The 17561-nt window shown below is 48.6% G+C and carries 17 protein-coding genes; 12 read left to right on the top strand and 5 right to left on the bottom strand.

The annotated features are described in order from the left end of the window. Positions 1–7: 7 nt before the first annotated feature. The 4 genes from Q4Q50_RS11900 to hslR all read right to left on the bottom strand — a co-directional run bounded on the left by Q4Q50_RS11900 (position 8) and on the right by hslR (position 4843). Positions 8–1567, bottom strand: a complete 1560-nt coding sequence (locus tag Q4Q50_RS11900; protein WP_311890570.1) for an AbgT family transporter — start codon at positions 1565–1567, stop codon at positions 8–10. A gap of 248 nt (positions 1568–1815) precedes the next feature. Then, entirely contained in the window at positions 1816–3357 is a 1542-nt protein-coding gene (locus Q4Q50_RS11905; RefSeq protein ID WP_259483935.1) for a phosphoenolpyruvate carboxykinase, read from the bottom strand. Positions 3358–3569: 212 nt separating this feature from the next. Continuing rightward, entirely contained in the window at positions 3570–4430 is an 861-nt protein-coding gene (hslO, locus tag Q4Q50_RS11910; RefSeq protein ID WP_115335977.1) for an Hsp33 family molecular chaperone HslO, read from the bottom strand. Positions 4431–4444: 14 nt separating this feature from the next. Continuing rightward, positions 4445–4843, bottom strand: a complete 399-nt coding sequence (gene hslR, locus Q4Q50_RS11915; RefSeq protein WP_259483934.1) for a ribosome-associated heat shock protein Hsp15 — start codon at positions 4841–4843, stop codon at positions 4445–4447. Positions 4844–5096: 253 nt separating this feature from the next. On the opposite strand from hslR, the gene gspC reads away from it, so the two are divergent. The 12 genes from gspC (at position 5097) to Q4Q50_RS11975 (ending at position 16668) form a co-directional block, all read left to right on the top strand. Then, a complete protein-coding gene (gspC, locus tag Q4Q50_RS11920; protein WP_311899468.1) occupies positions 5097–6026 on the top strand; it encodes a type II secretion system protein GspC in 930 nt (309 codons plus the stop codon). A gap of 24 nt (positions 6027–6050) precedes the next feature. Next, positions 6051–8165 (top strand): type II secretion system secretin GspD, encoded by a 2115-nt coding sequence (gene gspD / locus Q4Q50_RS11925; RefSeq protein ID WP_311899470.1) that lies wholly within the window; start codon positions 6051–6053, stop codon positions 8163–8165. Then, positions 8158–9723 carry a type II secretion system ATPase GspE gene (gene gspE, locus Q4Q50_RS11930; protein WP_311890573.1) on the top strand — a complete coding sequence of 522 codons (1566 nt, stop codon included), beginning with the start codon at positions 8158–8160 and terminating at the stop codon, positions 9721–9723. Before gspD ends, gspE begins: the two co-directional genes overlap by 8 nt. A gap of 3 nt (positions 9724–9726) precedes the next feature. Next, positions 9727–10950, top strand: coding sequence for a type II secretion system inner membrane protein GspF (gspF, locus tag Q4Q50_RS11935; RefSeq protein ID WP_311890574.1), 1224 nt, complete (start codon positions 9727–9729; stop codon positions 10948–10950). A 63-nt stretch (positions 10951–11013) separates the two neighbouring features. Continuing rightward, positions 11014–11448: a type II secretion system major pseudopilin GspG gene (gene gspG / locus Q4Q50_RS11940; protein ID WP_006083645.1), complete on the top strand. Its 435-nt coding sequence runs from the start codon at positions 11014–11016 to the stop codon at positions 11446–11448. A 1-nt stretch (position 11449) separates the two neighbouring features. Beyond that, positions 11450–12025 carry a type II secretion system minor pseudopilin GspH gene (gene gspH, locus Q4Q50_RS11945; RefSeq protein WP_259513025.1) on the top strand — a complete coding sequence of 192 codons (576 nt, stop codon included), beginning with the start codon at positions 11450–11452 and terminating at the stop codon, positions 12023–12025. Next, on the top strand, positions 12012–12380 hold the full coding sequence (gene gspI, locus Q4Q50_RS11950; RefSeq protein ID WP_011982092.1) for a type II secretion system minor pseudopilin GspI: 369 nt from the start codon (positions 12012–12014) through the stop codon (positions 12378–12380). The genes gspH and gspI overlap by 14 nt, the downstream gene beginning before the upstream one ends. Beyond that, the gene (gene gspJ, locus Q4Q50_RS11955; RefSeq protein WP_311899472.1) at positions 12361–13134 is read left to right on the top strand and encodes a type II secretion system minor pseudopilin GspJ; all 774 of its coding nucleotides are present in this window, start codon (positions 12361–12363) and stop codon (positions 13132–13134) included. The genes gspI and gspJ overlap by 20 nt, the downstream gene beginning before the upstream one ends. Continuing rightward, positions 13131–14129, top strand: coding sequence for a type II secretion system minor pseudopilin GspK (gene gspK, locus Q4Q50_RS11960; RefSeq protein WP_311899474.1), 999 nt, complete (start codon positions 13131–13133; stop codon positions 14127–14129). Before gspJ ends, gspK begins: the two co-directional genes overlap by 4 nt. A gap of 97 nt (positions 14130–14226) precedes the next feature. Then, positions 14227–15414, top strand: coding sequence for a type II secretion system protein GspL (gene gspL / locus Q4Q50_RS11965; RefSeq protein WP_261271939.1), 1188 nt, complete (start codon positions 14227–14229; stop codon positions 15412–15414). 1 nt (position 15415) lies between these two features. Further along, positions 15416–15892, top strand: coding sequence for a type II secretion system protein M (locus Q4Q50_RS11970; RefSeq protein ID WP_311899476.1), 477 nt, complete (start codon positions 15416–15418; stop codon positions 15890–15892). Between the two features lie 14 nt (positions 15893–15906). Continuing rightward, positions 15907–16668, top strand: a complete 762-nt coding sequence (locus Q4Q50_RS11975) for a type II secretion system protein N (protein WP_006084937.1) — start codon at positions 15907–15909, stop codon at positions 16666–16668. 78 nt (positions 16669–16746) lie between these two features. Here Q4Q50_RS11975 and yrfG read toward each other — a convergent pair whose 3' ends face one another. Continuing rightward, on the bottom strand, positions 16747–17409 hold the full coding sequence (gene yrfG / locus Q4Q50_RS11980; RefSeq protein WP_311899477.1) for a GMP/IMP nucleotidase: 663 nt from the start codon (positions 17407–17409) through the stop codon (positions 16747–16749). Positions 17410–17561 lie beyond the last annotated feature (152 nt).

Raw genomic sequence — 17561 nt, forward strand, 5'->3', positions numbered from 1 at the left:
GCTAAGGCTAAGATAGTGCTGGGAAGGAGAGTGAACTGCCAATTCCTAATGGCAGGCCTAGGGCCCAGTAAGCGAGTAAGAAACCGCTCCAAAGCAGCAGAAAACTGATTGAAAACGGCAGCATCAGCGCCACAAGGGTGCCTATGCCTGATTCCTTAACGTATTTTTGGCAAAACACCACTATCAGCGGAAAATAAGGCATCAGCGGGGTGATGATATTGGTCGATGAGTCGCCCACGCGGTAAGCGGCTTGAGTCAGATCGGGCGATACGCCCAGCTCCATCAACATGGGCACCATGATGGCACCAATCAAGGCCCATTTGGCCGACGCCGAGCCGACTAATAGATTGACTAACGCGGTGAGAAACACAATCCCCACTAATGTTACACCCATAGGAAGGGCCAATTCCTTTAGCGCCAACGCGCCTTTAATCGCCATTAATGCGCCTAAATTGGATTGACCAAAGGCATAAATAAATTGGGCGCAGAAGAAGGCCATGACAATGTAATAACCCATACCGCTCATGGACTTACTCATGCCTTGAATAATGGCTCTGTGGTTGTTTGCCGTGCCAGCGACGTAACCATAGACTATGCCTGGCACGAGGAAGAACACAAAAATAATCGCCACAATGGAGCGCATTAAGGGAGCCGAGGCACTGGTTAAGGCGCCATCGGTACCACGCCAGGCAGAGTTGTCACCATAGGCGCTAAACACTAGACCTAAGGCACATAACAACATGGCGCCCATGGCGAATTTGAGTCCGCGGCGCTCATGGGGTTGCAGTTCATCTAGGGTTGGGAGCGTGCTGGGATCGCCATTCACAGCTGTGTTTTTTAGGCGCGGCTCAATCACTTTATCCGTTAAGAACCAGCCAACTAAGATAATTAAAATGGCAGAAGCCGACGTAAAGAAGATATTATTCAGTGGGTTAATCGTTAATGTGGCAGCCGCTGGGTCGGCCGATAATCTTGCCGCCGCCTGAGTTAAGCCAGCTAACATAGGGTCAAGGCTCGATGGCACGCCAACGGTTGCAGAAAAACCGCCGGATACGCCAGCAAAAGCGGCGGCAATACCGGCTAGAGGATGACGACCCGCGGCATAGAAGATCACCGCGCCGAGTGGGATCACCAGTACATAACCCGCATCAACCGCGACATGGCTAAGGATACCCACGGCGATCAATACCGGGGTGAGTAACATCTTGGGGGTCACCGATAAAATCGAGCGCAGGCCAGCATTAATAAAGCCAGTATGCTCAGCCACGCCAAGCCCCAGCATAGCAACTAGCACGACACCGAGCGGCGGGAAAGTCACAAAAGTGGAGACTATGTTCGAGGTAAATGCAGTCAGTGCGCCGCCTTCGAGCATATTCACGACTTGAATGGGGTTGCCCGTACGAGGGTCGATTTCATCAAAACTGACACCCGATAATCCCCAAGAGATCAGCCAGACTAGGCCCAGAAACATCGCAAATAACACCGCCGGATCGGGCAGTTTATTGCCGACGACTTCGACGCCATTGAGAAATCGCTGGAATCCAGTGACAGGTTTATGGTTTTCCATTTGGGTGCCGCTTCCTAAAAAATGATGATTGTTATCTGTGATTATAAAAACGCAGCATTAATTTAAGCTTGGTTTAACTAATCGATAAGAAATAAAACACATAAAAATCTATCGCAGTGACTTTAGTGCGGCTGGCTATTAGTCATAAAATCCATAGGCAAATAAAAAGCGCGGGTTCATGACTGAACCCGCGCTTTTTTACTCAACAATGTGTTTGATTACATTATCTAAATGAATCCGCTAACCGCTTATGCCTTTGGGCCTGCGTTACGGATGGCATCTGACACTTGGTACTTAGCGAAGTTCTTAGTGAAAGCTTCGGCCAGTTTTTGGGCGTATTCAGCATATAGCGCTTTATCGCCCCAAGTGTTGATTGGGTTGAGTAAATTGCTGTCTACGCCTGTGACTGCCACAGGCACGGCCAGATTCAGCGTGTCTAAGTGGACGGTTTCAACATCTTTCAACTCACCGCTGACAATCGCATCGACGATGGCGCGCGTCGTAGGGATGTCGAAACGTTTACCCACACCGTGTGGGCCGCCAGTCCAGCCAGTGTTAACTAAGTACACTTGGCTACCGAATGACTCAATGCGCTTCATTAACAGTTCTGCGTACACGCCTGCAGGGCGTGGGAAGAAAGGTGCACCGAAGCAGGTTGAGAAGGTCGATTGGATCGCCGAGGTTGAGCCGATTTCAGTCGAGCCCACTTTAGCGGTATAGCCAGACAAGAAGTGGTATGCCGCTTGTTCTTTGGTCAGGATAGAAACCGGTGGTAATACGCCAGACACGTCGCAGGTTAAGAACACAACCGCATGTGGCTCGGCGCCGCAGTTGTCTTCTTTACGTTGGGCGATGTGCTCCAGCGGATACGCTGCGCGGGTGTTTTCCGTCAGGCTGCTGTCTTTGTAGTTGGGTACGCGGTGTTCGTCCATTACGACGTTTTCAAGCACAGTGCCGAAACGAATCGCATCCCAAATAACAGGTTCATTCTTCTGGCTTAAATCGATACATTTGGCGTAGCAACCGCCTTCAATATTGAATACACCGCCAGGTGCCCAGCCGTGTTCATCGTCACCGATCAGGAAGCGTTTTGGATCGGCAGAGAGTGTGGTTTTACCTGTGCCAGATAAACCGAAAAATAGCGTAGTGTCGCCATCTTTACCTACGTTGGCCGAGCAGTGCATAGGTAGCACGCCTTGGGCTGGCAGCAGGAAGTTTTGTACAGAAAACATAGATTTTTTCATTTCGCCAGCGTATTTCAGGCCAGCTAGCAGCACTTTACGTTCGGCGAAGTTTAAAATCACCGCTGCATCTGAGTTAGTGCCATCACGCGCGGGATCGCAAACAAAGTCAGGGGCATTGATGATCTGCCACACTGGCTTGTCTTTACGGTTAAATTCTTCTGGGATGATAAAAAGGTTGCGGGCGAACAGTTGGTGCCAAGCGTATTGCGTGGTGACACGTACTGGTTGGTAATGCTCAGTATCGGCACCGACTTCGAGGTCAGATACAAACAGTTCTTTATCGGCTAGGTAAGCTTCTACCCGCGCCCATAAACCTTCAAAAGCACCGGGGTCGAAAGCTTGATTGACTGGGCCCCATTCGATGTCTGCTTCTGAACTGGGTTCTCTTACGATAAAACGATCGCCGGGTGAGCGACCACTGCGAGCGCCTGTTTTAGCGACTAATGCGCCATTGGCTGTCAATTCACCTTCGCCGCGTAGCAGGGCAAATTCGACAAGTTGTGCTGTTGAGGGGTTAAAGTGAACGCGGTTTAATCCATCCGCCATAGTGAGGTCTCCATTTGATTTGTAAGGTTATTTTTTGTTATCGATCGTCTGCCGATTTTATTTTATTTATTACCTAAGCTTTGCTAGGTAACAAAGTGAGGCGATTGTAGCCTAAGCCGAGTGCAATGTGTGAGGGGATTGTGGGTATGAATAAAAAATGGGCGCCGAATCGGGCGCCCATATTGTTTAACTTTGATGATCCGTTTAACCGATTATTGCTGGGTCGTTGACGTCTGACCGTTCGCAAATAATGCCGCTACGTCTATGGCATCAAAAATGTATTTTGCGTGGCAATATTCGCAGCCCATTTCGATCTTGCCGTCTTCGGCGAGAATGGCTTCGATTTCTGCTTGATCTAAGGTTTTGATTGCGCCGGCACTGCGTTCATGGGAACAGGTGCATTTAAAGCTCACATCGATAGGATCGAATAGGCGCACTTCTTCCTGATGATAGAGGCGATGTAATACGCTTTCTGCATCAAGAGTGAATAACTCTTCGGCCTTGATGGTCGACGTTAGTTGGCTCAAGTGTTCGAAGTCGGCGTTGTGATCTTGCTGGCTTGGCAGAATTTGTAGGAACATGCCCGCCGCTTGTTTGCCGTCGGCAAATAACCAAATGCCTGTTGGTAACTGTTCAGATTGATTGAAGTATTCTTCAACACAGGCCGCAAGTGTTGGCTTGTCCAGTGCGACCACACCTTGGTAGCGCTCACCTTCATCGGGTGTTAAGGTGATGACCATATAGCCCTGACCGAACAGATCGGTAAGGCTAGCATCATCGGCAAGTTCAGCATTCCAGCGAGCCACACCGCGTAACTCTTGTAGATTGTTACCGTTGATCACTGCTAAAGAAACAGGGCCGTTGCCTTGTAACTGCACGCTGATATCGCCGCTAAATTTTAATGTCGCGGTTAATAGCGAGGTGGCCGCCATTAATTCACCCAACAGCACTTGCAGTACGGCTGGATATTCTTGGGCGCTGATCACTTGTTGATAGCTGTCTTGTAACTGCACCAGTTCACCACGCACATCGGCATTGTCGAACAAGTAGCGGTGTAAAGTATCTTGGTTCATCGTGTATCTCACTGTTAAAGGTCTTTAAAGCGCATGAGCTGACGTCGTTGCTTTTTATCTGGTTTCTGATCGGGTATCGGGTTATTGAGCATGTTGAGACGTCGTTGCTCAGCATTAATGGCCCGTTTAGCCAGACTTGTCGCGGTTTCTTCGTACAATTCTTGTGCAATCGCACCACTTTGGCGTAATTGCGATAATTTTTTTATGACGATCTCTTTATCGTCATATCCTTGGCGTATCTTAAGGACGGCGCCTATCTCGGCATTCCTACTAGATTTGGCGCGCTGGCCGTTGTAATGTACTTTGCCGCCGTTAATCATTTCTTTGGCGATGGCACGGGTTTTATAGAAACGTGCAGCCCAAAGCCACTTATCGAGTCGAATGTCTGTTTTGTCGCTTTGACTTTGCGTCATAGTGTCTCCAGCTAAAAGATCGATGAGTTCACATGCCGAGCAAGAAAATGCGTGAAGTGCATTTCTATTATGTTAAAGGGTGGCGTGCTTCACACCCTTTTGTGGCGGGCAAAGTTAGCATAATTGGCCTATTTTCGCCAATTTGAATGCTGTTATGGGCTTGTTGCCAAATGCAGCCTAGGTTAGCATGAGGCGGTTATTGCCTAATTATTATAATCAGAACAGAGACCTGTATCGAGGGTCCACATAAAATATGGATTTATTAGATAAAGTTATCGCAAAAGCCATTGGCATGCCCCATAAACTCCTAAGCCGGATTGTCTTCTGGTTGGGCTTTATTGTGATCATGTTGTTAGCTGCGCAAATTACATGGAAACTAGTGCCTACTCACTCATCTGCCAGTGCTTGGTCCCCAACGCCCGTAAGCGTGAATGGCAAAAGTGCCGGTCAGGTTGATCTCGCAGGTCTGCAGCAGCTTGGACTCTTTGGTAAGGCGGATGCGACATCTGATAAACCTAAAGTCGAAGTCGTTGAGACTGTGACCGACGCACCTAAGACTACACTTTCAATTCAGCTGACTGGGGTTGTCGCATCGACGGCCGACCAAAAAGGCTTAGCGATTATTGAGTCCAACGGCAGCCAAGAAACCTACAGTTTAGGCGATAAGATCAAGGGCACATCTGCATCACTCAAAGAAGTCTATGCCGACCGTATCATTATCACTAACGCTGGCCGTTACGAGACCTTAATGCTCGATGGCTTAGTCTATACCAGCCAAAGCCCAGCCAATCAGCAGTTACAACAAGCTAAGAGTAATAAGGCTGGCTCGGCAGTGAGCCGTGTTGATCAACGTAACAATGCCGATATTTCCCAAGAACTCGCCGAATCCCGCACCGAATTGTTAGCCGACCCGAGCAAGATCACCGATTACATTGCCATTTCACCCGTGAGACAAGGTGATTCTGTGGCGGGTTATCGTTTGAATCCAGGGAAAGACGCCAATTTGTTTAAGCAGGCGGGTTTTAAAGCCAATGATTTAGCCAAATCGATTAATGGATACGACTTGACCGTAATGAGTCAGGCGTTAGAAATGATGAGCCAATTACCCGAGTTAACCGAAGTGTCCATTATGGTTGAGCGGGAAGGACAATTGGTTGAAATCATGTTTAGTTTGCCGCAATAACACGCGTTAGAGGAAAGAAAAAGAATGAATAACAAAAGGATTCGACGCAAGCTGATTGCTGGGGTTGTTGCGGGTGCAGCCATGTTCTCCTCCCAATTCGCTTGGTCTGAACAATATGCGGCCAACTTTAAGGGCACAGATATTCAAGAGTTTATCAATATCGTTGGTAAAAACCTGAATAAGACCATCATAGTCGACCCAACCATCCGCGGAAAAATCAACGTTCGCAGTTATGATCTGCTGAACGATGAACAGTATTACCAGTTCTTCCTCAACGTCTTACAAGTCTACGGTTATGCCATCGTCGAGATGGAAAATAACGTCATCAAAGTCATCAAAGACAAAGACGCCAAAACCGCAGCCATCCGAGTGGCAAATGATAACGAACCCGGCATGGGCGATGAAATGGTCACCCGCATCGTGGCCTTATATAACACTGAGGCCAAACAATTAGCGCCCTTGTTACGCCAATTAAATGATAACGCGGGTGGCGGTAACGTAGTGAACTACGATCCCTCCAACGTCTTGATGTTGTCTGGCCGTGCTGCCGTGGTGAATAAGTTGGTTGAAATTGTCCGCCGCGTAGATAAGCAGGGCGATACTTCAGTACAAGTCGTGCCGCTCGAATACGCTTCTGCGGGGGAAATGGTACGAATTATCGATACCCTTTACCGTGCCACGGCTAACCAAGCTCAATTGCCAGGCCAAGCGCCAAAAGTGGTTGCCGACGAACGCATCAACGCTGTGGTTGTTAGCGGTGATGAAAAGAGTCGCCAACGTGTGGTCGAGCTTATTCATCGTCTCGATGCCGAGCAAGCCAGCACCGGCAACACTAAGGTGCGTTACTTACGTTATGCCAAGGCCGAAGATTTAGTTGAAGTGCTGACAGGGTTTGCCCAAAAATTGGAGGGTGATAAAGACCCAAGCGCTCAAGCTGCAGGTGGTAAACGCCGTAATGAAATCAATATCATGGCGCATACAGAAACCAATGCCTTAGTGATCAGCGCCGAGCCCGATCAGATGCGCACTATCGAGAGCGTGATTAATCAGCTCGATATTCGCCGTGCTCAAGTGTTAGTCGAAGCCATTATTGTCGAAGTGGCTGAAGGCGATAACGTTGGTTTTGGGGTGCAATGGGCGTCTAAAGGAGGGCTCGGCACTCAGTTTAATAACTTAGGCCCAACTATCGGTGAGATTGGTGCGGGTGTTTGGGCTGCACAGCCTATCGAGGGGGATCTTGTTTGTTCTGGCACTAATTTAGACAATTGTAAGCGAAATCCAGATAAACAAGGTGATGTTACCTTGCTCGCCCAAGCTTTAGGCAAAGTGAACGGTATGGCTTGGGGCGTGGCCATGGGCGACTTTGGTGCCTTAATTCAAGCCGTGTCGAGTGACACTAACTCAAACGTACTGGCGACACCGTCGATTACCACCTTAGATAACCAAGAAGCGTCTTTCATCGTCGGTGATGAAGTGCCTATTCTGACGGGCTCTACCGCCAGTTCGAGCAACAGTAACCCATTCCAAACCGTTGAACGTAAAGAGGTTGGGGTTAAGCTGAAAGTGGTGCCGCAGATCAACGAAGGTAATGCGGTTAAGCTGACGATTGAGCAGGAAGTGTCAGGGGTTAACGGTAACACAGGGGTAGATATTTCCTTTGCGACTCGCCGTTTGACCACCACTGTTATGGCTGACTCAGGGCAAATCGTGGTTCTGGGTGGCTTGATCAACGAAGAAGTGCAAGAAAGCATACAAAAAGTACCGTTCTTGGGTGATATCCCCATCATTGGCCACTTATTTAAATCTTCTTCGAGCAAAAAGACCAAGAAAAACCTGATGATCTTCATCAAACCAACCATTATCCGTGATGGCATCACAATGGAAGGGATTGCTGGGCGTAAATATAACTATTTCAGAGCATTACAACTTGAGCAGCAAGAGCGTGGCGTTAACTTAATGCCAAATACAAAAGTGCCTGTGTTGGAAGAATGGAATCAATCAGAGTATTTGCCGCCAGAAGTTAACGCGATTTTAGAGCGTTACAAAGAGGGCAAAGGCCTAGATACTCAGATGCGTAAAACAGATCCGACTTTAAAGTCACTGGAAGAAAACAAGAATAAAGATAAAACCAATGAGTGAAATACAATTATCCCAAGTCGATGACCTCAGCCAAGTCTCCAATGAGCTAGGTCTGGAAGCTGAAGGTGATGAGGTGTTTCGTTCGAGCAGTAAAGAGCGCTTACCCTTTGCCTTCGCCCATCGCCACGATGTGGTGCTCGCGCCGGGTGAAACGGGCGACTTGAGCTTGTTTTATACCAGCAAAACACCGTTAACGGCCATGCTCGAAGCACGGCGCTATTCGGGTGTTGATTTGCCTTTGGTTAAGCTCGAAGTCGCGAAGTTTGAGGCCAAACTCACTCAAGCGTATCAGGCGAACTCGTCTGAAGCGCAGCAGTTGATGGAAGATATCGGCAACGAGATGGATTTATTCACCCTTGCCGAAGAACTGCCGCAGACCGAAGACTTGCTCGAAGGTGATGATGACGCGCCTATCATCAAACTGATTAATGCCTTGTTATCTGAAGCGATTAAAGAAGAAGCCTCGGATATCCACATCGAAACCTACGAGAAACAGCTCATAGTGCGTTTCCGTATCGATGGTGTGCTCAAGGAAGTGCTTAAGCCAAACCGTAAGCTGTCGTCGCTGTTAGTGTCGCGGATTAAGGTGATGGCGCGCCTCGATATCGCCGAAAAACGTGTACCACAAGATGGCCGTATTTCCCTGCGTATTGCTGGTCGTGCGGTAGATGTGCGGGTATCGACCATGCCATCGAGCCATGGTGAGCGCGTCGTGCTGCGTCTGCTGGATAAAAATACTGGCAACCTCGATTTAGAGCAATTGGGGATGACCGACAGTATTCGCGTTAAGTTTGAAGATCTTATCCGTCGCCCCCACGGTATTATTCTGGTGACTGGCCCAACGGGTTCGGGTAAAAGTACCACCTTGTATGCGGGTCTGACTGAGATCAACTCAAAAGACACCAACATACTTACTGTCGAAGACCCAATCGAATATGAGCTAGACGGTATCGGTCAAACCCAAGTTAACATTAAGGCTGACATGACTTTCGCTCGAGGTCTGCGCGCAATTTTGCGTCAAGATCCCGATGTGGTGATGATAGGTGAAATCCGTGACCTCGAAACCGCGCAAATTGCGGTGCAAGCATCACTGACTGGTCACATGGTGATTTCAACCCTGCATACCAACACGGCCTCTGGCGCAATTACGCGTTTGCAAGACATGGGCGTTGAGCCATTCCTTGTATCATCGAGTTTGCTCGGTGTGTTGGCGCAACGTTTGATCCGTACCCTTTGTCCCAAATGTAAAATTGAGCATGTGCCCGATGCACGTGAGCGTGAGTTACTGGGCATAGCGGCCGATGACGACAGACGTATCTTCCGCGCCAATGGTTGTAAGTCCTGTGGTAACAATGGCTACCGTGGTCGAACCGGTATTCATGAATTATTGCTGGTTGATGACAATGTCCGCGAATTGATCCATGGCGGCCGCGGTGAGTTAGCTATCGAAAAGTATATCCGTCAGTTTGTGCCGAGCATTCGTCACGATGGCATGAGCAAAGTGCTCGCGGGCATCACCACTCTCGAAGAAGTGCTACGTGTGACTCGCGAGGAGTAATTTATGCCAGCATTTGAATATAAGGCACTGGATGCCAAGGGAAAGCAGCTTAAGGGCGTAATCGAGGCGGATACCGCCAGACACGCCCGCAGCCAGTTGCGCGATCAGCGCATGATGCCCTTAGAAATTCTGCCTGTTTCTGAAAAAGAAGCCAAAGCCAAAAGCAGCAGCTTTGCGTTTTTCAAACGGGGTATCTCGGTCGCTGAATTAGCCTTGATCACCCGTCAAATCGCGACCTTAGTGGCCGCGGGTTTACCGATTGAAGAATCCCTCAAGGCCGTTGGTCAGCAATGCGAAAAAGATCGCCTTGCAAGTATGATTATGGCGGTACGTTCGCGGGTGGTTGAAGGTTACAGTCTGGCCGATTCCTTGGCCGAATTTCCGCATATTTTCGATGATTTATACCGTGCCATGGTGGCCTCGGGTGAAAAGTCCGGTCACTTAGAAGTGGTGCTCAATCGTCTGGCAGATTATACCGAGCGACGCCAACAGCTTAAATCTAAGCTGACCCAAGCCATGATTTATCCTGCGGTATTGACCACAGTGGCGATTGGGGTGATTTCCATCCTGCTGGCTGCGGTGGTGCCGAAAGTCGTTGGGCAGTTTGAACACATGGGCGCCGAGTTACCCGCTTCGACCCGCTTCTTGATTTCGGCCTCTGACTTTGTGCAAAACTACGGTGTGTTTGTGGTCATTGCCATAGTGATGCTGTTCGCGCTCTTTCGGCGCATGTTAAAGTCGCCTGCGTTTCGAATGAATTACGACAATTTTTTATTGAGCATGCCAGTTGTTGGCCGCGTGAGTAAGGGCTTGAATACGGCACGTTTTGCACGGACCTTAAGTATCTTATCCGCAAGCTCTGTGCCTTTGCTTGACGGTATGCGTATCGCCAGTGAAGTATTGCAGAATGTGCGAGTACGGGCCGCAGTGGATGATGCGACTGCGCGGGTGCGTGAAGGAACTAGCTTAGGTGCGGCATTGACTAATACTAAGTTGTTTCCGGCAATGATGTTATACATGATTGCCTCGGGCGAAAAGAGTGGCCAGCTTGAGCAAATGTTAGAACGCGCCGCCGATAACCAAGACAGGGAATTCGAGGGCAACGTCAATATAGCGTTAGGGGTATTTGAACCTATGCTGGTGGTGAGTATGGCGTGTGTGGTGCTGTTTATCGTGATGGCGATTCTGCAGCCAATCTTAGCCTTGAATAACTTGATTAGCGGTTAATTTTTTGAATTTATGGATTATGACCAAGTCGATTGGCATAGGATTTTTTAGGAGAAGTAGTCGATGCAAATGAACAAGAAACATCAAGGTTTTACCTTACTCGAAGTGATGGTAGTTATCGTTATTTTAGGGATTTTAGCCTCTATGGTGGTGCCTAACTTAATGGGTAACAAAGATAAAGCTGACCAACAAAAAGCGGTATCTGACATAGTCGCGCTCGAAAATGCCTTAGACATGTACAAGTTAGATAACGGCATCTACCCGACGACCGAACAAGGTTTAGAAGCCTTAGTGCAAAAGCCAACGATTTCGCCTGAGCCACGTAACTACCGTGAAGATGGTTATGTAAAACGTCTGCCAGAAGATCCATGGCGCAATAAGTACTTGCTGTTAAGCCCTGGCGAAAACGGCAAGCTAGATATATTCACTGCAGGCCCAGATGGTCAACCAGGTACCGAAGATGACATCGGTAACTGGAATTTACAGAATTTCCAATAAGATGTTAAAGCTGCGCCACGCTGGTTTCACCTTAATGGAGGTGATGCTAGTGATCTTGTTGATGGGACTCACGGCCGCGGCCGTGACTATGTCTATCGGCAATTCGGGCCCACAACAGGCCCTAGATAGAACGGCGCGGCAGTTTATCGCTGCCACTGAAATGGTGCTCGATGAGACCGTTTTGAGTGGCCAATTTATTGGTATTGTGATTGAGAAAACCAGTTATCAGTTTGTTTTTTATAAAGACGGTAAGTGGGATCCTTTGGATAAAGACAGGCTCTTGTCTGAAAAGCAGATGGAGCCGGGTGTCGTGATGAACTTAGTGCTCGATGGTTTGCCCTTGGTACAAGACGATGAAGAAGACGATTCTTGGTTTGAAGAACCACTAATTGAGCCCTCTGCCGATGACAAGAAGAAACATCCTGAGCCACAGGTCATGCTATTCCCGAGCGGCGAGATGAGCGCTTTTGAGCTGACGTTTATCGCCAAAACTGACAAAGGTCAGCAGGCCGAAGCGTTAGTGGTCGGCGATGCGCTGGGCAGATTAACCATAGGGCGCCCCGATGAAACGCGTTAAGGGCATGACGTTACTCGAAGTGATTGTGGCCCTTGCCGTGTTTTCGATTGCGGCCGTGTCGATCACTAAAAGTTTGGGCGAGCAGATGGCCAACATGCCGATTCTGGAATCGCGCACTTTGGCACAGTGGGTGGCCGATAATCAGATGGTCGATGCCAGACTCGAGCCGCAGTTTCCTGAAATCGGTAAAAAAGAAGGCCAAGTTGAACTCGCAGGAAAGGATTGGTATTGGCGTAAAGAAGTGGTGAAAACCACGGACGATAATTTTCGTATGATCCGCATAAGCGTGAGTGAAGACGAACGATATCAGCGTATTGCAGCACAAGTGAGCAGTTATGTCCTTAAAACTGACTAGTGCGCAGCGGGGATTTACCCTACTAGAAATGCTGATCGCTATCGCGATTTTCGCCATGATAGGTTTGGCTTCTAATGCCGTGCTCAGCACTGTGCTGACCAACGATGAAGTGACGCGCACTTTCTCTACTCGGCTTAAAGCCCTGCAGCAAGGCTTTGGTGCGATTGAGCGTGATCTCGCCCAAATGGTGGCGCGTACACCCAGATTACTCGAAGGGGGTCGAGGTTCGACCGTCTTCCAAACGGGCAATGATATCTTAGACTCGGAATCAGAAGCCTTAGTGTTTTACCGTTTAGGTTGGTTAAATCCCGACGGTTTATTACCGCGGGGCAGCTTGCAGTCGGTGGCGTATGTGGTGCACGAAGGGCGACTGGAGCGTTGGTATTTTCCTTATCCTGAGCCTGAATTTGGCGCCGAGCCGATTAAGACAGTGGTCATAGATAAAGTGTTGTCGGTGGAATATTCCTTCTTTATGGATGACAAATGGGAGCGCAAAGTCGAGGCGACTAAGTTGCCTAAAGCGATCGCCATGGAAATTGAGATTGAAGGCTTAGGCAAGATCCAACGTAAGTTCTTGTTACCGCTAGGTGCTGCAGCACCTGAAAAGTCTAAGGATGATGATAATAAAGACGAAAATCCGGACGATGCTAATAAAGATAAAAACGACGATGGCAGTGATACGGGCAATGGTTCCGGTGACCCAGATTCTGGCGATACCGGAGACGGTGATCCTGATGCAGAGGGCCGCGAATGAGAACCCAATCTCGGTCTAAACAGCGCGGCGTTGCACTGATCGTTGTGCTCTTGATAGTGGCTATGGTGGTGATCATCGCGACAAATATCACTGGCCGTAATCAGTTGTCCATGCGCCGAACCTTAAACTTGGCTCAGTACGATCAAGCTTATTGGTATGCGATTTCCGCCGAAGAACTGGCGAAGAAGATTTTAAAACAAGATTTAGATGACTCTGAAGGTCGAGTCCACAGGCAGCAATATTGGGCCATGGCCGATGTAGTGTTTCCAGCGGAATACGGTGAAATCGCGGGTAAGATCACTGATATGCGCGCCTGTTTTAATTTAAACGCCTTGTCGGTTACCACGAAAGAGGTGGAAAACGGTCAACCTAAGCTGCCGTTGGCGGCGAAGCAATATAAGGCTTTGTTGGTGAGCTTAGGGATGGACGACTTTAGTGCGGACCGTCTGACTCAGACCTTAAAAGATTATATCGACGATGACACCACGGCCAGCCCCTACGGCGCCGAAGATGCCGAATATGAATCGCGAAATGTGCCTTACCGTGCGGCCAATACGCTGATGAATCATCGCAGTGAGTTGCGCGCTGTGATGGGATACACCCAAGATATCTATTTGAAACTCTTGCCCTATGTTTGTGTGATCCCAGGCAATGACAGGCAATTGCTTAACGTCAATACTGTGGAAGTTGAGCAAGCGGCGCTGTTAGCTGGCATGCTCGATAATCAGATTTCGGTCGGCGAAGCAGAAAGCATTATCAACCAACGCCCCGGCGATGGTTTTGACAAAATCGAAGATTTTTATGAAAGCTCATCTATGGGCTCGATCAAGTGGGAAGGTGCCATGAAGTCGAGTTTTGTCATCGGTAGCCAATATTTTCTGTTGGCCTCGGGGGCGAAAGTCGATAACGCCGTATTTAGAATGGAAAGCGTGCTCAAAAAGGGCGGCGGCAACAAAATGGAAGTGCTCACCCGTCAGTTTGGTGGCCAAAAATAATGGCAGCGCTCACCCGGCAGGGTTTGATGTTGGTGGACAAAAATAATAGCAACGAGCTCAGTCACGCTTTCTTGACTGGGACTGGTGGAGAAAAACTGTGAGTGAACGGCTATTTATTCGCTTGGGCAGAACAGCAGAGCAAGCATGCTCATGGCTCGTTTGGTCTGAGCAAGAACAGGAAATTATCGCCTCTGGCGAGCTCGCCAATGCCCAAGGTTTGTCGACCTTAACTGAGCGTGCGGGTAACCGTCCCGTCGATGTGTTAGTGCCCGCCGCGGCAATGACACTCACTAGCGTGCATTTACCCGAAAAAGGCCAACGCCAAGCCTTGAAAGCCTTGCCCTTTATGCTCGAAGAAGCTTTAGCCGAGGACGTGGATGCCATGCATTTTACCGTCGGCCCGCGTGATGGCGATGCCTTAAGCGTGGTCGCCGTGGCCCATGAGCAAATGCAGACTTGGCTGAGTTGTTTGACCGAAGCGGGTTTAAAAGTGAAACGCATCGTACCCGATTGCTTAGCCTTACCATTGCAAGAGTGCCAATGGGCGGCAATGAATTTTGGTAATGAACTATTACTGCGTACCGGATTAGCCACAGGCCAGAGTTTACCTTTGCCTTGGTTACCGATTGCGCTGGAGCAACTTAGGCCCGCACAGGGCGAAGTGTCTGTCGCCAGTTATACCGATATGCAACTCGAAGGTGTTGAGCTTAAGCCGCAGTCACTTGAGCTACCTATGTTAGTGTTAGCCCGCGGTATTTTGCATGCGCCAGTTAACTTACTGGGCGGCGTTTACACGCCTAAGCGTGAATACAGCAAACAGTTGATGATGTGGAAGAGCGCTGCCATCGTTATCGCCATCGCTTGTGTGCTGGCCTTAGTGAATAAAGGGCTGACCATACATCAAGTCAATGGTCAGATTGCCGATCTTAAAGCTCAGAGCGAATCCATTTATCAGCAAGTGGTGCCGGGGAATTCGCGCATTGTTAACCTGCGTTCGCAGATGGAAAGTCAATTACGCGCATTGCAGGGACAGGGCAGTGGCGCCGAGTTTTTTGCCATGCTCGATGGTTTGCAGGATGCCTTTAAGCAAGTGCCTGAACTTAAACCTAATAGCTTAAGATTCGAAAGCGCACGTAACGAGATCCGCATGCAAGTGAGTGCGAAAAACTACGCGCAAATCGAGAAGTTTAAAGAGATCGTTGGTCGTCGTTTCCAACTCGATGGCGGCACTATGAATAGCGGTGAAGATCAAGTCACCAGTACCTTAACCTTGAGGAGCAAATAAGATGGATAATTTGCGGACTTGGTGGCAAGGGCTCGCATCGCGCGAGCAGCAGTTAGTCGGTTTTTGTTCGGTATTCTTAGTCATTGGTATTTTTTATTGGGGTGTTTGGACGCCAATCGCCACTGCCGAAGCCGATGCATTACGTAACCTCACTGCACAGCAACAGACGTTGAACTATGTAAAACAAACGGCGAATAAAATTTCGGGTTTGAAGCAAAACGGCGCTAAGCCGACTATGTCGGGTAGTTTAAGTTCAGTGGTTAACCAAACTGCGGGCAATTATGGGTTAGTGATTACTCGTATGCAGCCCCAAGGCGATAAGATCCAAGTGTGGATGGATGATGTTCCTTTTGATGCCTTGTTGGGTTATTTGAGTGAGTTAGTGCAGAAAAAAGGACTATCACTCGAAAGTGTTGATTTGGCAGAGGCCGATGCCCCTGGCTATGTCAAAGTTAGACGTATCCAACTGTCGCAATAAATTAAGGTGTAGCTGTGAGTTTGATAAAAAAAGTCATCATAGGCGTACTGATTTATTTAGTATTTTTAGTCGTTCTATTTCCCGCTAAGATTGCGATAGCGTTAGCGCCATTACCTGCAAATATCAGTGTTTCGGGTGTGAGCGGCAGTATTTGGTCTGGCAACATAGAAACCTTAAGTATGCCGCAACGCCAGTTAGAACAAGTGCGTTGGGATCTCAGTCCTTGGGCCTTGTTGTTAGGTAAAGTGAAAGTTGATTTTCAAGTGGGCAGCCGCGCCACACCTGTCAGCGCTAAGGGATTAGTCTCTTGGTCCATGGGCGGCTTAAGTGCGCAGGGTTTACGTTTCGAAGCGCCAGATAGCTTTTTACTCGGCAATGCAAAACTGCCCTTTAAAACCGAAATATCCGGTGAAGTTAGCCTATTAGTCGAGACGTTAGAGCAAGGTAAACCTTGGTGCGAGCAGTTGTCTGGTAAGCTGTTTTTGAATCAAACCAACGTTAAAAACCAGTTTGGCAATTATCCACTAGGCAATATCGAACTCGGCCTGAGTTGCGTTGATGGCAAAGCGCAATTAGCCACAGATGAAGCCAAAAACCAGCTCGGTATCGTCGGCACTTTGCAGTTAGACGAAGGCAATATGGTCAAAGTAGCTGCTAAGATTAAAGAAACGGCTGAGCAACCAGAAGATATGCGTAAGTCACTGGGTATGCTAGGTAAACGCGGCAGCGACGGTTATTTCCCTGTGGTATATCAGGGTCGTATTCCTGGGCTATAGCGCTGTTTCAGCGCGCGATGATAGATCTGCACTATGAATGAAAACGAAGGCACCTTAGGTGCCTTTTTTATTGTCTTTTTATCGTGTTAGATCCTTGAGTAGCGAGTGATAGTCGGTAATCGCGGGGAAATCTTGAAAGACTTTGACTGGCTTTTTACTGTCTGGGTTAGCAATCCCCAACTGATGGCCTACGCCGGCAAGTTTAGCGGCCTTGAGTATGGGTTCGCTGTCGTCGATAAAGAGACAGCGACTCGGCTCAAGTTGAAACTTTTCAAACAAGGTGAGCCAGAATTGTGGGTGTTCCTTAGGGTAACCCGTCTCGTGGCTGGAGATCATTGCATCGAGCCCTGCGGCCAGCTCGGTATGTTCAAGCTTTAAGGCAAGACTCTTAGGGTGGGCATTGGTCACCAGAATGCGCTGTTTACCTGCAGAGGCCAAGGCCGCTAAAAATGGCATGCTGTCTTGACGTAGCTGAATGCGATCCACCAAAGTGCGATGCAAACCCATAATGTCGAGTTGTAGCTGCTCCTGCCAATAATCGAGACAGTACCAATCGAGTGTGCCGACGACTTTTTCATAGGCATTTACGACTAACTGCTGCGCTTCGTCCTCGCTCAGACCCCGTTGCCTGCTTAATTCCTGCGGCACTAAACTCAGCCAAAAATGGTTGTCGAAGTGCAAATCCAATAGAGTGCCGTCCATGTCGAGTAGAACTGTATCGATAGTCTTCCAGTTAAACATTGGGTATTTCCTATTCTTTGCATGCTGAACAACGCCTGCGATTAACGCGTGAGCAGGGTAATTGTCAAAGGCTGTCATTATGATTATTCACGCAACTTGTATGCTCATATCTTTGTGCTAGTCTTGGATGACTAATAATTTTTAGTCTGAAA

Origin of the sequence: Shewanella scandinavica (genome assembly GCF_031932065.1) — a bacterium.
GTDB lineage: Bacteria > Pseudomonadota > Gammaproteobacteria > Enterobacterales > Shewanellaceae > Shewanella > Shewanella baltica.

What these genes read in the sequence shown, in the direction of transcription:
- gspD (WP_311899470.1), top strand. Translation starts at nt 6,051, where the DNA reads ATGAATAACAAAAGGATTCGACGCAAGCTGATTGCTGGGGTTGTTGCG.
- gspI (WP_011982092.1), top strand. Translation starts at nt 12,012, where the DNA reads ATGAAACGCGTTAAGGGCATGACGTTACTCGAAGTGATTGTGGCCCTT.
- hslO (WP_115335977.1), bottom strand. Translation starts at nt 4,430, where the DNA reads ATGAACCAAGATACTTTACACCGCTACTTGTTCGACAATGCCGATGTG.
- Q4Q50_RS11900 (WP_311890570.1), bottom strand. Translation starts at nt 1,567, where the DNA reads ATGGAAAACCATAAACCTGTCACTGGATTCCAGCGATTTCTCAATGGC.
- gspF (WP_311890574.1), top strand. Translation starts at nt 9,727, where the DNA reads ATGCCAGCATTTGAATATAAGGCACTGGATGCCAAGGGAAAGCAGCTT.
- gspJ (WP_311899472.1), top strand. Translation starts at nt 12,361, where the DNA reads ATGTCCTTAAAACTGACTAGTGCGCAGCGGGGATTTACCCTACTAGAA.
- gspH (WP_259513025.1), top strand. Translation starts at nt 11,450, where the DNA reads ATGTTAAAGCTGCGCCACGCTGGTTTCACCTTAATGGAGGTGATGCTA.
- gspK (WP_311899474.1), top strand. Translation starts at nt 13,131, where the DNA reads ATGAGAACCCAATCTCGGTCTAAACAGCGCGGCGTTGCACTGATCGTT.
- gspE (WP_311890573.1), top strand. Translation starts at nt 8,158, where the DNA reads ATGAGTGAAATACAATTATCCCAAGTCGATGACCTCAGCCAAGTCTCC.
- Q4Q50_RS11970 (WP_311899476.1), top strand. Translation starts at nt 15,416, where the DNA reads ATGGATAATTTGCGGACTTGGTGGCAAGGGCTCGCATCGCGCGAGCAG.
- hslR (WP_259483934.1), bottom strand. Translation starts at nt 4,843, where the DNA reads ATGACGCAAAGTCAAAGCGACAAAACAGACATTCGACTCGATAAGTGG.
- Q4Q50_RS11905 (WP_259483935.1), bottom strand. Translation starts at nt 3,357, where the DNA reads ATGGCGGATGGATTAAACCGCGTTCACTTTAACCCCTCAACAGCACAA.
- gspG (WP_006083645.1), top strand. Translation starts at nt 11,014, where the DNA reads ATGCAAATGAACAAGAAACATCAAGGTTTTACCTTACTCGAAGTGATG.
- gspC (WP_311899468.1), top strand. Translation starts at nt 5,097, where the DNA reads ATGGATTTATTAGATAAAGTTATCGCAAAAGCCATTGGCATGCCCCAT.
- yrfG (WP_311899477.1), bottom strand. Translation starts at nt 17,409, where the DNA reads ATGTTTAACTGGAAGACTATCGATACAGTTCTACTCGACATGGACGGC.